Annotated in this window: 11 protein-coding genes; 9 read left to right on the top strand and 2 right to left on the bottom strand. The window is 43.5% G+C overall.

All coding sequences use genetic code 11. The features are described from left to right. Positions 1–165: 165 nt before the first annotated feature. The 9 genes from F9L33_RS15240 to F9L33_RS15280 all read left to right on the top strand — a co-directional run bounded on the left by F9L33_RS15240 (position 166) and on the right by F9L33_RS15280 (position 12,900). On the top strand, positions 166–1,509 hold the full coding sequence (locus F9L33_RS15240; RefSeq protein WP_152143677.1) for a CmpA/NrtA family ABC transporter substrate-binding protein: 1,344 nt from the start codon (positions 166–168) through the stop codon (positions 1,507–1,509). A 71-nt stretch (positions 1,510–1,580) separates the two neighbouring features. After that, complete coding sequence (locus tag F9L33_RS15245; RefSeq protein WP_152143678.1) at positions 1,581–2,654, top strand: ABC transporter permease; 1,074 nt, start codon at positions 1,581–1,583, stop codon at positions 2,652–2,654. A gap of 5 nt (positions 2,655–2,659) precedes the next feature. Further along, the gene (locus F9L33_RS15250; RefSeq protein WP_152143679.1) at positions 2,660–4,333 is read left to right on the top strand and encodes an ABC transporter ATP-binding protein; all 1,674 of its coding nucleotides are present in this window, start codon (positions 2,660–2,662) and stop codon (positions 4,331–4,333) included. After that, the gene (nirB, locus tag F9L33_RS15255) at positions 4,333–6,777 is read left to right on the top strand and encodes a nitrite reductase large subunit NirB (protein ID WP_152143680.1); all 2,445 of its coding nucleotides are present in this window, start codon (positions 4,333–4,335) and stop codon (positions 6,775–6,777) included. Before F9L33_RS15250 ends, nirB begins: the two co-directional genes overlap by 1 nt. After that, positions 6,774–7,112 carry a nitrite reductase small subunit NirD gene (gene nirD / locus F9L33_RS15260; protein WP_152143681.1) on the top strand — a complete coding sequence of 113 codons (339 nt, stop codon included), beginning with the start codon at positions 6,774–6,776 and terminating at the stop codon, positions 7,110–7,112. Before nirB ends, nirD begins: the two co-directional genes overlap by 4 nt. Continuing rightward, positions 7,109–9,742 carry a nitrate reductase gene (locus F9L33_RS15265; protein WP_152143682.1) on the top strand — a complete coding sequence of 878 codons (2,634 nt, stop codon included), beginning with the start codon at positions 7,109–7,111 and terminating at the stop codon, positions 9,740–9,742. The genes nirD and F9L33_RS15265 overlap by 4 nt, the downstream gene beginning before the upstream one ends. Beyond that, positions 9,739–10,728 (top strand): glycosyl transferase family protein, encoded by a 990-nt coding sequence (locus F9L33_RS15270; protein ID WP_152143683.1) that lies wholly within the window; start codon positions 9,739–9,741, stop codon positions 10,726–10,728. The genes F9L33_RS15265 and F9L33_RS15270 overlap by 4 nt, the downstream gene beginning before the upstream one ends. 4 nt (positions 10,729–10,732) lie before the next feature. Next, a complete protein-coding gene (locus F9L33_RS15275) occupies positions 10,733–11,680 on the top strand; it encodes a bifunctional precorrin-2 dehydrogenase/sirohydrochlorin ferrochelatase (protein ID WP_152143684.1) in 948 nt (315 codons plus the stop codon). 98 nt (positions 11,681–11,778) lie between these two features. Then, a complete protein-coding gene (locus tag F9L33_RS15280) occupies positions 11,779–12,900 on the top strand; it encodes a dimethylsulfoniopropionate demethylase (protein ID WP_152143685.1) in 1,122 nt (373 codons plus the stop codon). Here F9L33_RS15280 and F9L33_RS15285 read toward each other — a convergent pair. Together F9L33_RS15285 and F9L33_RS15290 are read right to left on the bottom strand one after the other, a co-directional pair. Then, a complete protein-coding gene (locus F9L33_RS15285) occupies positions 12,897–14,132 on the bottom strand; it encodes a glycosyltransferase family 2 protein (RefSeq protein ID WP_152143686.1) in 1,236 nt (411 codons plus the stop codon). The two genes, F9L33_RS15280 and F9L33_RS15285, sit on opposite strands and share 4 nt — an antisense overlap. A 15-nt stretch (positions 14,133–14,147) precedes the next feature. Further along, positions 14,148–14,918, bottom strand: coding sequence for a cephalosporin hydroxylase family protein (locus F9L33_RS15290; RefSeq protein ID WP_152143687.1), 771 nt, complete (start codon positions 14,916–14,918; stop codon positions 14,148–14,150). Between the last annotated feature and the right edge of the window lie 49 nt (positions 14,919–14,967).

Below are 14,967 nucleotides of genomic sequence, written 5' to 3' on the forward strand. Positions count from 1 at the left end.
CTTTTCCACCTACTTCTTATCCTAGTAACCATTATGACAACGATGTCATAAGACTACACCCTTTAAGTTTACCCCTACAAGCAATGCCGCTTGATCTAAGAACAACAGTGCAATGTGCTCTGGTGTATTTTGATCAAGCGGCTTTTTTATGCGGAGTTATACAACATGCGATTAAAATCAATTCTCTTATCAGCGACAGCTGGTATTTTGACCTCATTTCCTGTTTTAGCAGAAATACTTGACGTCGAAAAAGATGAGCTAAAGTTTGGTTTCATTAAACTAACAGACATGGCTCCCTTAGCTATAGCTTATGAAAAAGGTTTTTTTGAAGACGAAGGTTTATTTGTAACCATCGAACCTCAAGCAAACTGGAAAGTGCTACTAGATGGTGTGATTGATGGTACGCTAGACGGTGCACACATGCTAGCGGGTCAGCCTTTGGCGGCAACCATCGGATATGGCACCAAATCCCATATCGTAACCCCCTTCTCTATGGATTTAAATGGCAACGGCATCACCGTTTCTAATGAAATTTGGGACGAGATGAAACAATATGTGCCTAAAGATGCAGATGGAAAATACATCCATCCTATTTCTGCAAAGTCACTAAAACCAATTGTTGAACGTTACAAAGACGAGGGCAAGCCGTTTAACATGGGAATGGTTTTCCCAGTTTCTACACATAACTATGAGTTACGTTATTGGTTGGCTGCTGGCGGCATTAACCCTGGTTTTTACACAAAAGATAATATCTCTGGCCAAGTGGATGCAGATGCATTGCTATCTGTGACACCCCCACCGCAAATGCCTTCTACATTAGAGGCTGGTACGATCTTGGGATACAGTGTGGGTGAACCATGGAACCAGGCAGCCGTATTTAAAGGTATCGGTGTTCCTGTGGTAACAGATTATGAAATCTGGAAAAACAACCCAGAAAAAGTATTTGGTCTGACGAAAGAGTTCACAGAAAAATATCCAAACACGACTTTAGCTTTGACCAAAGCCTTAATACGCGCGGCCCAGTGGTTAGACGCAGATGATAATGCCAACCGCGCTGAAGCCGTAGAAATTCTAAGCCGCCCAGAATATGTGGGCGCGGATTACGATGTGATCGCAAACTCTATGCTTGGTAGTTTTGAATATGAACGTGGAGACAAACGTGAAGCGCCTGATTTCAATGTGTTCTACCGCTACAACGCCACCTACCCCTATTATTCGGATGCCACATGGTACCTAACGCAAATGCGCCGTTGGGGGCAGATCACAGAAGCAAAGCCAGTAGAATGGTACGAGCAAGTGGCAAAAGACGTTTACAAACCTGACATCTATTTAAAGGCCGCTGAAATGTTGATCGAAGAAGGCCATATCAAAGCAGAAGATATTCCGTTTGGCACAGATGGATACAAACCAGCCACATCTGATTTCATTGATGGCATCGAATACGATGGCAAAAAACCCTTGGAATATCTGGAAGCTTTGAAAATTGGCCTAAAAGACAGCGCCTCTTAATTCTCCCACCCGTTATCACTTGGTCTGCTATGCTTTGGCAGGCCAAAGACTATACTTGAAAGGTAAGACCAATGACAACCATGGCCGACCCCATCCTAGCGAAAGAAGCCCGCAAAGAACGACTTTTTTCTAAGATCAACAAAGCAGATAAATATGTATCCATCTTAGGTCTTGCTTGGCTAACACCATTGCTAAAGATGATTTTAGGCGATGATCTTAAAACGAATGGCAAAGAGATTTGGCGTTTATTGGGTGTCCCTGTTGTGGCCATCGTATTATTCTTAACTGCTTGGGGTGTTCTGGCACCGAAAGTTGTCACCTCTCTTGGTGCGGTGCCTGGGCCTGTTCAAGTTTGGGAACAGTTTACAAATCTAAATGCTGATCATGTGCGCCAACGTGAAAAAGCGACCGCTTTTTATGAACGCCAAGATGTACGTAATGAAAAGCTGATTGCGGCGGGTAATGCGGATAAAGTGAAACACCGTATATTTACAGGTGCACCAACATATTACGATCAAATTTGGACATCATTACAAACTGTATTCTTTGGTTTCCTCGTGGCGACTGTCATCGCCATACCATTAGGTATTGCGGGTGGTTTATCCCCCATGGTTGGCGCGGGCATGAACCCGATTATCCAGATATTCAAACCTGTTTCCCCATTGGCATGGTTACCCATTGTGACAATGGTCGTATCAGCAACCGTTAGTTCAGTTGATCCATTATTAGCCAAGTCATTCCTCGTTTCCGCAATCACAGTAACGCTTTGTTCGATATGGCCAACTTTGATCAATACAACACTTGGTGTGGCAAGTATTGATAAAGACCTAATCAACGTGGGCAAGGTTTTGAAACTTGGCACATGGACAAAGATTACAAAGCTGGTTTTACCGTCTGCCCTGCCCCTTATTTTCACAGGATTACGCCTTTCATTAGGTGTTGGTTGGATGGTTTTAATTGCCGCAGAAATGTTGGCGCAAAATCCAGGCCTTGGAAAATTTGTTTGGGATGAATTCCAAAATGGCTCCAGCCAATCGCTTGCAAAAATCATGGTTGCGGTTCTGACAATCGGTTTGATTGGCTATCTCTTGGATCGCCTGATGTATGCCTTGCAATCCATGTTCACATTTACAGCGAATAGGTAATCGATATGAGCATCCTATCCTTAAAAGAAATTTGTAAATCCCACGGCGACACATCCGTTTTGAAAGACATTAATCTGGAGATCGAAGAAGGAGAGTTTATCGCTATTCTTGGATTCTCAGGATCTGGGAAATCAACGTTGATTAATATCCTTGCAGGATTAGAAAATGCCGATAGCGGTGAAGCCTTGTATAATGGCATGCCTATTGCAGAACCAAGCCCAGAACGCGGTTTAGTATTTCAAAGCTATTCGCTTATGCCTTGGCTGACTGTGCGTGATAATATTGGCTTGGCCGTACATTCCGTCCACACAGATAAATCTAAAACAGAGCGTTTGGACATAATCGAAAAATATATCGATATGGTTGGCCTATCACACGCAGCAACACGCCGCCCCGCAGAGCTTTCTGGTGGCATGCGCCAGCGCGTGTCTGTTGCACGGGCACTTGCAATGCAGCCAAATGTTTTGTTGCTGGATGAACCTTTATCAGCACTGGACGCTCTGACACGCGCCAATTTACAAGATGAGATTGAGGCCATTAGTCAAAAAGAAAAGAAGACCATCGTCTTGATCACCAATGATGTGGACGAGGCAATATTGCTGGCAGATCGTATTATCCCTTTGAATCCTGGTCCAGATGCGGATCTAGGTCCTGATTTCAAAGTAAACATTCCCCGCCCACGCGACCGTACTGCAATGAATGACAATAAAACATTCATTAAATTAAGATCGGATATCACCAATTACCTGATGGAAGTTGGTTTTGAAGCGGCAACCGAACAAACGCGTGTTTTGCCTGATATCACGGCGATACATCACCTTGTCCCTGCAGCATTTCGCAAGGCAGCAAAGTCAGAAACAGCAAACAATGAACGGTATCTGCAATTTTCCAAAGTGCACAAAGTTTATCCTACTCCAAAGGGCCCTTTGACCGTTGTAGAAGACTTCGACCTGACAATGAAAAAAGGGGAGTTTATCTCTATAATTGGTCATTCGGGCTGCGGCAAATCAACAGCTCTGACTATGGCGGCTGGCTTAAACCCAATTTCAAAGGGTGGTATTATTCTAGACGGCAAACACGTTGAAGGTGCTGACCCTGAACGTGCCGTAGTATTTCAGTCCCCTAACCTATTCCCATGGCTAACAGCAAAACAGAACGTAGCAATTGGTGTTGATAAAGTTTACCCCAAAGCAACACAACAAGAACGCCAAGAGGTTGTTGAATATTATCTGGAACGTGTTGGCCTTGCCGACGCTATGGATAAATCAGCAGCTGATATGTCCAATGGAATGAAGCAGCGTGTAGGAATTGCCCGCGCATTTGCCCTCTCTCCAAAACTATTATTGTTGGATGAACCTTTTGGCATGTTGGACAGCCTGACACGCTGGGAACTGCAAGAGGTTTTAATGGATGTTTGGTCCAAAACCAAAGTGACAGCAATCTGTGTGACCCACGATGTAGACGAAGCCGTTCTACTGTCAGATCGCGTTTGTATGATGACAAATGGCCCGCGGGCAACGGTAGGTAAATTGATGACCGTTGATTTGCCACGTCCCAGAACACGCAAAGCATTATTGGCACATCCTGATTATTACAAATACCGCGCAGAAGTGCTGCAATTTCTAGAAGATTACGAGCATGGGGACCCTACCCCATCTCAAGAAGGAGAGGCTGCATAATGGCCCAAAAATTAGTTATAATTGGGGCTGGCATGGCCTCTGGCCGTTTGATCGAGCATTTGTTGGATAATGATCCAAACGCATATGATATTACCCTTTTCAATGCAGAACCACGCGGCAATTACAATCGCATCATGTTGTCCCCTGTCCTATCAGGCGAAAAGACATATGAAGATATCATCACACATTCAGATGATTGGTATGCAGAAAACAATGTCACCACATATTTTGGTGAAGCTGTTACAACGATTGATCAGGATGCAAAAACGGTCACCTCAAAATCGCACACTGTTACCTATGATAAATTGGTTATAGCGACAGGATCTGCACCTTTCATCATTCCAGTTCCAGGTAAAGATTTGTCTGGCGTCATGGCTTACCGTGATTTGGATGATGTGAATAAGATGTTAGCGGCCTGTGACAAGAAAAACGCCAAAGCTGTTGTCATTGGCGGTGGCTTGTTAGGTTTAGAAGCAGCTGCTGGCTTAAAAGAGCAAGGCATGGATGTGACCGTACTGCATATTGCAGGTCACTTAATGGAACGCCAGCTTGATCCTGCTGCGGGTCATCTATTGCGCAAAGAGCTGGAAAACCGCGATATCAAGATTCACACCGAAGGCTTTACCAAAGCGATTTTGGGCGAAGATAAGGTTGATGCTGTTTTGTTAGAAGATGGCACTATTTATGAAGCTGATATCGTTGTGATGTCCGCAGGCATTCGCCCCGAAACGCGCATTGCAACAGACTTGGGCCTTCATGTGGAACGTGGCATCGTCGTGGATGATGGCATGCAAACAAGCGACCCAAATATTTTTGCAGTTGGTGAGTGTATTGAACATCAAGATCAACTTTATGGTTTGGTTGCCCCTCTTTATGATCAAGCTAAAGTGTTAGGTGCAAATTTGCTTGGCGGAGATGAGATTTTCAGCCCCGTGGAAATATCAACAAAACTCAAAGTTACGGGATGCGATCTGTTTTCTGCTGGTGATTTTGCAGAAGGGTCAGACCGCGAGGAAATCGTTTTCCGCGATGCAGTACGCGGCGTATACAAACGCCTGATAATCCAAAAAAACATCATCATTGGCGCTGTTATGTACGGCGATACAGCTGATGGTGGCTGGTTCTTGCAAAAAATCAAAGATCGCGAAGATATATCCGAATTGCGCGACACATTAATCTTTGGACCAAATTTTGCGAGCGGGGCACCATCGGACCCGTTGGCAGCCGTTGCAGCCTTGCCGCTTGATGCTGAAATCTGCGGTTGTAACGGCGTTTCTAAAGGCGACATATTAGCAGCCATCGAAGGTGGCGCAGACAGTTTAGACGCGGTTAAAATGCTAACCAAAGCCTCTACATCCTGTGGGACGTGTGCTGGATTAACAGCCCAAGTTGTACAGATTGGATTGGGCGATGACTTTGTGCTGCCAGAGGCAGATACAATCTGTAAATGTTCTGATTACAGCCATGACGATGTACGCAAGCTTATAATTTCAAAAGAGCTGAAAACCATTCCTGACATAATGCAGGAATTACAATGGAAAACGTCTTGCGGATGCATCACCTGCCGCCCTGCCCTAAACTATTACTTAGTATGTGCATGGCCGGGTGAATATGTGGATGATGGTCAAAGCCGTTACATCAATGAGCGTGTTCATGCGAACATTCAAAAGGATGGCACCTATTCAGTTGTTCCACGTATGTGGGGCGGCATTACAACCCCCGATGAATTGCGTGCGATTGCTGATGCAGCGGATAAGTACAACGTACCGACTGTGAAAGTAACAGGTGGGCAGCGGATTGATTTATTGGGCATCGAAAAAGAAGACCTACCTGCAATTTGGTATGATTTGAACGAAGCTGGCATGGTGTCAGGCCAAGCCTATGCAAAAGGTTTACGGACTGTGAAAACTTGTGTGGGTTCAGATCATTGCCGTTTTGGGACACAAGACAGTACAGGACTTGGTATTCAGCTTGAAAAAGCAATGTGGGGTGCATGGTCACCGCATAAATTCAAACTTGCCGTATCTGGTTGCCCACGCAATTGCGCAGAGGCAACTTGTAAGGATTTAGGCATCATCTGTGTCGACAGCGGATATCAAATCCTTGTCGGCGGCGCTGCTGGTATGGATTTACGTGAAACAGAGTTGTTGGCTCAGGTTACAACCGAAGAAGAGGCATTAGAACTGGCCTGTGCATTTTATCAACTGTACCGCGAAGGCGCACAATATTTGCACCGCCCTTATAAATGGATTGCAAAGGTTGGTTTGGATTGGGTCAAAGGACAATGTGTTGAGGACGTTGAGAACCGTAAAGCATTGGCCGGTCGGTTCCATTATTCACAGACATTCTATCAAGTTGATCCTTGGGCAGAGCGCGCGTCCAAAGGCAAAGATGCCTATGAATATTCCCCATTAGCAGATTTTTCAAAGGTGGCAGCAGAATGAATGATTTTGTAGATATTGGTGCTGTGGAAGATATCCCTGTGCGTGCTGCACGTGTTGTGAAAACTCCACAAGGCTGTATTGCTGTTTTTAGAACAGCAACAAATAAAGTCTATGCCATCGATGATAAATGCCCACATAAAGGCGGGCCATTATCGAATGGTATTCAGCATGATGAAAGCATCACTTGTCCCTTGCATAATTGGGTGTTTGATTTGAATACAGGTCAGGCAAAAGGGGCAGATGAAGGTTCTGTAAAAACATACACGATCAAAGTTACAGATGGTCGTATTCTAATGGATACATCAGAGTTTATTCCTGAAATGGCTGCGGAATGACAGCCACACGTACAACTTGTGCATATTGCGGTGTTGGCTGTGGAATTATCGCAAACAATGGTGCGAATGGTGAGGTTGAGATCAAAGGCGACCCTGACCATCCTGCAAATTATGGGCGCTTATGTACAAAAGGCAAAACACTTGGTGAAACACTATCATTAGAAGACCGCCTGCTTACGCCTATGATTGATGGAAAACAGGCCTCTTGGGATCACGCAACGGATTTAGTTGCCGAAAAGTTTAAAAAAACAATCGCCAAACACGGCCCAGATAGTGTTGCGTTTTATGTTTCAGGTCAATTATTGACCGAAGATTACTATGTCGCCAATAAATTGATGAAGGGTTATATTGGCTCTGCAAACATCGATACGAATTCTCGTCTGTGCATGGCTTCATCTGTTGCTGGTCACAAACGCGCCTTTGGTACAGATACTGTGCCAGGAACGTATGAGGACTTAGAAACTGCTGATCTGATTGTTCTAGTCGGATCAAATCTAGCTTGGTGCCATCCTGTGCTGCATCAACGCATTATCGATGCAAAAGATACCCGTGGCACTAAAATCATCAATATTGACCCCCGTAAAACCGCTACGTCAGAAATGGCAGATGTTCATTTAAATATTAGACCTGGTGGTGATGTCGCTTTATTCAATGGCCTATTAACAGCCATTTCTAACGCTGACGCAATAAACGCCGAATACGTTAAAAGCCATGTAAATGGGTTAGAAGATGCTCTGAAAGCAGCACAGAAAATGGACATCCCCGCGATTTCTGCGCTGACAGGGCTAACTCCTACTCAACTATCCGAGTTCTATTCGGCCTGGATAAATACGAAGCGTGTAGTCACAATATATTCTCAAGGTGTGAATCAAGCTTCAGATGGATCTGACAAAGTAAATGCCATCATAAACTGCCACCTAGCCACTGGGCGTATTGGCACAGAAGGTTGTGGGCCTTTTTCCATAACGGGGCAACCTAATGCGATGGGTGGACGCGAAGTTGGTGGTTTGGCTAATATGCTAGCAGCCCACCTTGATATAGAAAACTCACAACATCGCACTGTAGTCAGAGATTTTTGGGATGCCCCTAATTTACCATCAAAAGCAGGGTTAAAAGCGGTCGACCTCTTTGACGCTTGTGCAGATGGCAAAATCAAAGCCTTATGGGTGATGTGCACAAATCCTGCTGTCAGCATGCCACGCGCAAATGATGTAAAAGCAGCAATCGAAGCGGTCGATTTTGTTGTTGTATCTGACATCGTACAAGACACCGACACCACAGCGCTAGCAGATGTTTTATTACCTGCAACAGGTTGGGGCGAAAAAGATGGTACTGTTACCAATTCAGAACGCCGTATTTCGCGCCAACGTTCATTTTTAAGCCCTCCACATCAAACCAAACACGATTGGCAAATTATATGTGAGGTTGCTGCAAAAATGGGTTGGGGCAACGCATTCAACTATGAATATCCAAGTGAAATATTCAGCGAATGGGCCGCGATGACAAAGCTTTCTGTCGACGCACAGAAAGATCTAGATTTAACGAATCTAACAAACATGCATAACAACGAATATGACGATTTGCCCCCCATACAGTGGCCTGTAACTGCGGATAGGTCAGATACTCGGTTTTTTGCCAATGGGGGATATTTCACGGCCGATGGCAAAGCGCGTATGTTACCCATTACACCAAGAGAACCTGCAAATGTGCCTTCATCTGAATACCCTTTCATTTTAAATACAGGGCGTATCCGCGATCATTGGCATACAATGACACGCAGTGCTAAATCTTCCACACTGAGCACACATATTGCCGAACCATTTCTTGAACTTAATCCCGCGGATGCAGAACGTTTAAATATCAAACAGGCTGAACTGGTACAGGTGAACAGCCCACATGGATATATTATACTACGCACATTGATCACTGACCGCACACAAGTTGGTCAAGTCTTTGCTCCCATACATTGGACATCACGGTGGGCGGCTTGCGGCCGCGTTGATACGGTTGTTACATCCGTTGTTGATCCCGTATCTGGGCAACCAGAATTGAAGCGAACACCCATATCCATATCCCATTACAAAGCGAAATGGTTTGGATTTGCAGTCGTCAAAGACGAACCGTTTCCAACATCTGGTTATTGGGCAAAAGCCAAAACTCACTCAGGCTGGCGTGTAGAAATGGCAACCTTAACTGCACCCGATGATTTCGAACAATTTACACGTGACCAACTCGGAATAAAAACCGCTCAAGCTGTAACTTATTCCGATATAGCGACAGGACAAAACCGGATCGCATTATCTGAAAATAATACTTTGCTTGGTATAATGTTTGGCGCAACTAATCCTGTAAGTTTATCACGCAACTTCGCTATAGATGCATTCGATCGAAACGATGAAATGGATATCCTAGCGGGCTTTGCTGGCTCTAAAACTTTCGATGCTGGCCCTACAATCTGTTCATGCTTTAATGTTGGCATCAATACGCTTGTTAAATTGATTGCATCTGGTAAGGCCGCAACACTTGAAGATATTGGCGCAAATCTGCAAGCTGGAACAAACTGTGGGTCATGTCGACCAGAATTGATGGGGCTCTTACAAAACCACCAACCAAAGATTGCCGCTGAATGACTGATTTCGCAAAATATGTGTATGCAATGGGCCGAGGTCCATCCAAAGGGCGCAATTTAACGCGCACAGAAGCCATGGATGCGATGGCTCAAATATTAGCTGGCCAAGTAGATCCCCATGCTATTGGTGCGCTTTTAATGTTGATGCGTTATCGCGGGGAGACGCCAAATGAAATTGCTGGCTTTGTTGATGCCATGCGCATGGGTTCAACTAAATGGGCAGAATTAAATATAGCGCTAGACTGGCCAAGTTACGCTGCGGGGCGCACCCGCGGTTTACCGTGGTTTTTACTATCTGCAAAACTTGTAGCATCCGCAGGTTTCCCCATCATGTTACATGGTTGGAATTCGCACCAAAACACCATTGCTAGCGTCACAAATGCCGTCCAAAATATCGGTATTCCCACATGCAATACTATAGACGAAGCAAACGTTAGTTTGCGCGAAAACGGCATTATTTATTGTCCATTGCAAGCACTTGATCCTAATATTCTAAACCTGTTGAAACTTCGAGATGTATTGGGTTTACGGTCAGCAATAAACACAGCGCTGCGGGCTTATAATCCAAGTCGCGCCCCTGTATCTGTTCAGGGCGTTTTTCATCCAAGTTACCGCACATTACAATCTCAATCGGCACTATTGCTAAAACAAGAAACGCTCGCTGTAATCAAAGGCGGCGGCGGTGAATTCGAATGTAATCCGACTAAAGACACCGAAGTTTTCATAGTACAATCGGATCAAGAAAATCAATATATTGCACCCGCAATTTTGTCAGATACAAAACGCTTATCTGATGCCTCAAATATCACAGATGGACTACAAGCTTTATGGCAAGGTGAGATTGAAAACACCTTCGCAGAAAAAATCATCATATCAACTGCGGCTATAGCTCTTCATGCATGTAATCCAGCGGGAACATATAAACACTCATTACAATATGCAGCTGACTTATGGACCCAAAGACCGCCCATAAACGCGAACGGATAGCTTTATGAAAACCTTCCCTATGTTTCTGAAAATGAAAAACCGCCGTGTATTAATCATAGGCGGTGGAGAACAAGCCGCGCAGAAAGCACGGCTGATCTTAAAGACAGAAGCTAAAATATGTATCCTGGCAGACCATCTAAATTCTGAATTAGAACTTCTAAAAACCGAAGGTCACATAACCCATTTCACAGGGCCATTGACGATTGATTTGTTAAAATCATCAATCCTTACATTCTCTGCAACCGGGTGTTCTGGTGCGGGCGCTGCACATGCAGCTTTAGCAGAACAAGCGAATAGCATAATTAACGTAGTTGACATGCCTGAATTTTGCGAGGCTATGACACCTTCAATTGTTGACCGTGATCCTTTTATCATTGCAATTGGCACTGAAGGAAATGCGCCAATCCTTGGCCGTCAAATGAAGAGTAAGATTGAAACCTTTTTAGAACCAGGGCTGGGCCGATTAGTCTCATTCGCAGGAGCTATGCGCACTGATGTAGCTCAGTACATTGAAGAAAAACAGAGGCGACCTTTTTGGAATTGGGTATTTAATGGAACGCCAAGACAAGAGTTCGGCAAAGGGAATGAACGCCGTGCATTTGAAATTATAAGAAAACAAATCCAATCTAATGGCATCAATACTTATAAAAATGGGCATACTGTCATGATAGAAGTATTAGATTCTAACCCCGATAATTTAAGACTTAAGGATCTAAAGAGCCTTCAAGAAGCTGATCTAATCCACTTTAAAAGCGGGTTTCATGAAGACATATTAGAACTTGCAAGGCGTGATGCACTACGGCAGGCCTATACTCATCTTGAAAACATTCTAAACACTTTGAAAGAACCCAATATTAACGAATATAATGAAGGTAAAAATATCGTAGTATTATGCTCTAAGCCATTAGGATCGCTTTCCAAACCCAATCTAAAAGTTATTTCGACAGCCTGAATGTCGCAAACAGACAAAAAGGTGTCATTACGTTACTTTTAAATGTCAGACAATTGAAGTAAATAGAATCCAGTAATTAATTCTATTAGGGTATGATAATGGCTGGTGCTCAAATATTTCCTTCACGCAGGCTGCGTGCAACACCATTTAGCCGCCGCGTTGAAGCTGCAGGCGTTTCAGGGTACACAGTTTACAACCATATGTTGCTACCAACTGTATTTCAGGGTCTAGCTGAAGATTACCACCACCTTAAAAAATATGCCCAGATTTGGGACGTTTCAGCAGAACGCCAAGTTCAATTAAAAGGCCCTGATGCGCATAAGCTTGCATGCATGATGAGCGCCCGTGATCTACGCAATGCTCAACCGGGTCGCTGTTATTATGCACCAATTTGTAATGAAAACGGTGGGCTTTTAAACGATCCAGTAGCTCTATGCATTGCAGAAGACACTTATTGGTTCTCTATTGCTGATAGTGATTTATTACACTGGGCAGCAGGATTAGCTCAAGGTATGGGATTAGACGTAGAAGTAACCGAGCCAGATGTATCACCACTAGCTATTCAAGGCCCAATGGCAGAAGATTTATTAGTAGATGTCTTTGGCCCAAAAATTCGTGATATTAAATTCTTCCGTTTCGCTTCTTTCCCTTTCAAGGGGCGGATGTTGAACATCGCGCGATCTGGCTGGTCAAAACAAGGTGGCTTTGAAATCTATTTGGATGATAGCAGCCTTGGTTTGGATTTATGGGATGCAATCGCCGAAAAGGGCGAACCTTATAATTTACGCGCAGGATGTCCTAACCTAATCGAACGTATCGAAAGTGGCCTATTCGGTTACGGCAATGATATGACGATTGAAGATACACCGCTAGAGGTTGGCCTTGATAAGTATTGCGCCCTAGACAATGACGCAGAATTTATTGGCAAGGAAGCTTTATTGCGTCAGCGCAAAGAAGGCATTCAAAAGAAGCTAATGGGACTTACTATATTAGGTAACCAGTTGGAACCTGTATCCGTTCCTTTAGCTTGTTTGCACTCAGGTTCAAAAGTCGGCATTGTCACATCTGGTGTTTATTCCCCCGATTTGGACGCTAACATAGCATTTGCAATGCTCGATAAATCCGTTTGCGTACCAGGTACAGAGATAGAAGTAAGAACCAGTGGAAATATTCAAATGGCTACGGTTTGTGAGATATCAAGCTTTGAAACATTAGCTTAAAGAACGTAATATCGTTGTTTTAATGCATTCCAAGCGGCTTTTCGAGATTGTGTTTTTGTGTACACAGCATCTTGGTCATCCCCAATAAGATCATCACACGCTTGAACGGCCGTGAAGATAGTATTTTGTGCTCCTTTATCACACGAAAAACGAACGCTCCCAATTTTCAAGCTGTTTTCACGTATTTTGCTTTTCAACTTCGCTAGTTTAGAATGGCGCTTCCTAGGCATTTTTAACGCTGTGTCTAACAAATCTAATTTATTTATGCTCTTCGCATATTGTTTTAAGCTTTGCACAAGTTCAGCACGCAATTTTGGAGTCATTTTATGTGCGTTTTCAACTATAAATTCAAACCATGCAGCATAGTTTATTCTTGCTTTATCAATACCACCTATGACACGAGCGGTTTCTAAAGATAGAAAGAAGACTGCAGCGATGTTAGCTCCAAAATCCGCAACATCCAAATTTTTGTCGATAGCATTCTCTGCCATAAATTTCGCAGCAATCTCTGGAACCTCATTACCAAGAGCAATCTGTTTTTGCGATCCGCCGTTGCTTGCTGGGCTATACCCATTTAACGTAAATGGGTGGTCACAATACATAAGTTTGCCTCCCTTTAATAAGGAGAGATAACTAAAAAAAATATCTGGTATAGTACAATTAAAAAACTGGCCATCTGAAGTTTTTAAACTATCGAGGTAGGAACGCGAAACAACTCCATGATATAAAGCAGGATAATATTCTTCGCTCTTCAGGTTGCAATCCACAAGTTCTTGGGAAAGTTTAGTAACGTTAATTGTATCGACAGATCCAAATAATGAACTTTTCTTAAAGCGCACACCACCTGTTTTAGCATTACCATCTACTGGCCAGCCGTAGCGCACAAGAGGCCATTTTAAAACATCGGGGTTCTCATTAGATAAAATCTTCTTCAGGATTGGAATCTGGCGCGGTAAGACCCCATCATCATCTCCAAAGAACATGATATAATCACCTGTGCTGTGCTTTAGGCCGTTTTCAAAGTTAGCCCGCATCGAAACTCTCTGACCAGTATTCACATATTTAAAACGCGGGTCATTTATCTTAGATAAAACCTCATACGTGTCATCTTGGCTTGCGTTATCACTAACGATGATCTCTACGTTTGGATCATCGACCGCCAATGCGGTTTTAACCGACTCGCGAAGATATTGAATACGTTCGCGTGTAGGGATAATAATGCTTAGTTTCATATTATTTTGCGTTTCTTATTTTACGCGTTTCAAAAATCCATCGGGACAAACTGAAATCAAAAGCTTTTCAAACATCTGCTTATCAATTTCAAATTCGGGATGGCGCTCGACATAATCCCACAAAGCGGTCTTTGGATTATCACCTGGTCCCCAAGGCCGGTCAGGATACATATCTTCAGGTAAATCTTCGACAATACTGTCAAATACAACACAATAGCTTCCAACAGACGTAAGCGGTGCATAGGCTTCTAATTCTGCTAAAACATGTGAATGTGTATGATTGCTATCCAAGCATACAAGAATCCGTTCATAATCTGCCGCATAATCTTTGACTTGTTGAATAATTTCTGGAGCAATGCTCGAACCTTGAATCATATCAATACGCGAGGACATAGGGTGCTTTTCTATTTCAATTCTATTGTGCTCACGAATATCGATATCCACACCCAAAATACGGCGTTTAGATTGAGCAGGATCAATAGTTCTGCCATCTTCAATGGCTTCACACATGTCTAACATCGCTAAAATTGACGCATTATAAATCAAAGATCCACCGTGTGCGATGCCCATTTCAACAATCAAATCTGGTTTTACATCCCAGATAATTTCTTGCACTGCTACCATATCTTGTGGGTATTGAATAATAGGGCGTGTTTGCCACGAAAAGTTATAACAGTACTTTGGTTGTGTTGATGCGCGCATAAAATCAGACGCTGCTTTACGCATCTCTTTTTCGTTTACATAGCTGGCAACACGATCTTCAACTTCTTTTACAAAATCAGTCATTATAATTTCCCTAGTCTAGACTGTATAGTCTATCTCAAGTATTCTATTT

The sequence above is a fragment of the Amylibacter sp. SFDW26 genome, from assembly GCF_009184395.1.
Lineage (GTDB): Bacteria > Pseudomonadota > Alphaproteobacteria > Rhodobacterales > Rhodobacteraceae > Amylibacter.

Excerpts from the sequence above, each read along its gene's own strand:
- F9L33_RS15270 (WP_152143683.1), top strand. The coding sequence starts at position 9,739 with ATGACTGATTTCGCAAAATATGTGTATGCAATGGGCCGAGGTCCATCC.
- F9L33_RS15280 (WP_152143685.1), top strand. The coding sequence starts at position 11,779 with ATGGCTGGTGCTCAAATATTTCCTTCACGCAGGCTGCGTGCAACACCA.
- F9L33_RS15275 (WP_152143684.1), top strand. The coding sequence starts at position 10,733 with ATGAAAACCTTCCCTATGTTTCTGAAAATGAAAAACCGCCGTGTATTA.
- F9L33_RS15240 (WP_152143677.1), top strand. The coding sequence starts at position 166 with ATGCGATTAAAATCAATTCTCTTATCAGCGACAGCTGGTATTTTGACC.
- F9L33_RS15285 (WP_152143686.1), bottom strand. The coding sequence starts at position 14,132 with ATGAAACTAAGCATTATTATCCCTACACGCGAACGTATTCAATATCTT.
- F9L33_RS15265 (WP_152143682.1), top strand. The coding sequence starts at position 7,109 with ATGACAGCCACACGTACAACTTGTGCATATTGCGGTGTTGGCTGTGGA.
- nirD (WP_152143681.1), top strand. The coding sequence starts at position 6,774 with ATGAATGATTTTGTAGATATTGGTGCTGTGGAAGATATCCCTGTGCGT.
- F9L33_RS15290 (WP_152143687.1), bottom strand. The coding sequence starts at position 14,918 with ATGACTGATTTTGTAAAAGAAGTTGAAGATCGTGTTGCCAGCTATGTA.
- F9L33_RS15250 (WP_152143679.1), top strand. The coding sequence starts at position 2,660 with ATGAGCATCCTATCCTTAAAAGAAATTTGTAAATCCCACGGCGACACA.
- F9L33_RS15245 (WP_152143678.1), top strand. The coding sequence starts at position 1,581 with ATGACAACCATGGCCGACCCCATCCTAGCGAAAGAAGCCCGCAAAGAA.
- nirB (WP_152143680.1), top strand. The coding sequence starts at position 4,333 with ATGGCCCAAAAATTAGTTATAATTGGGGCTGGCATGGCCTCTGGCCGT.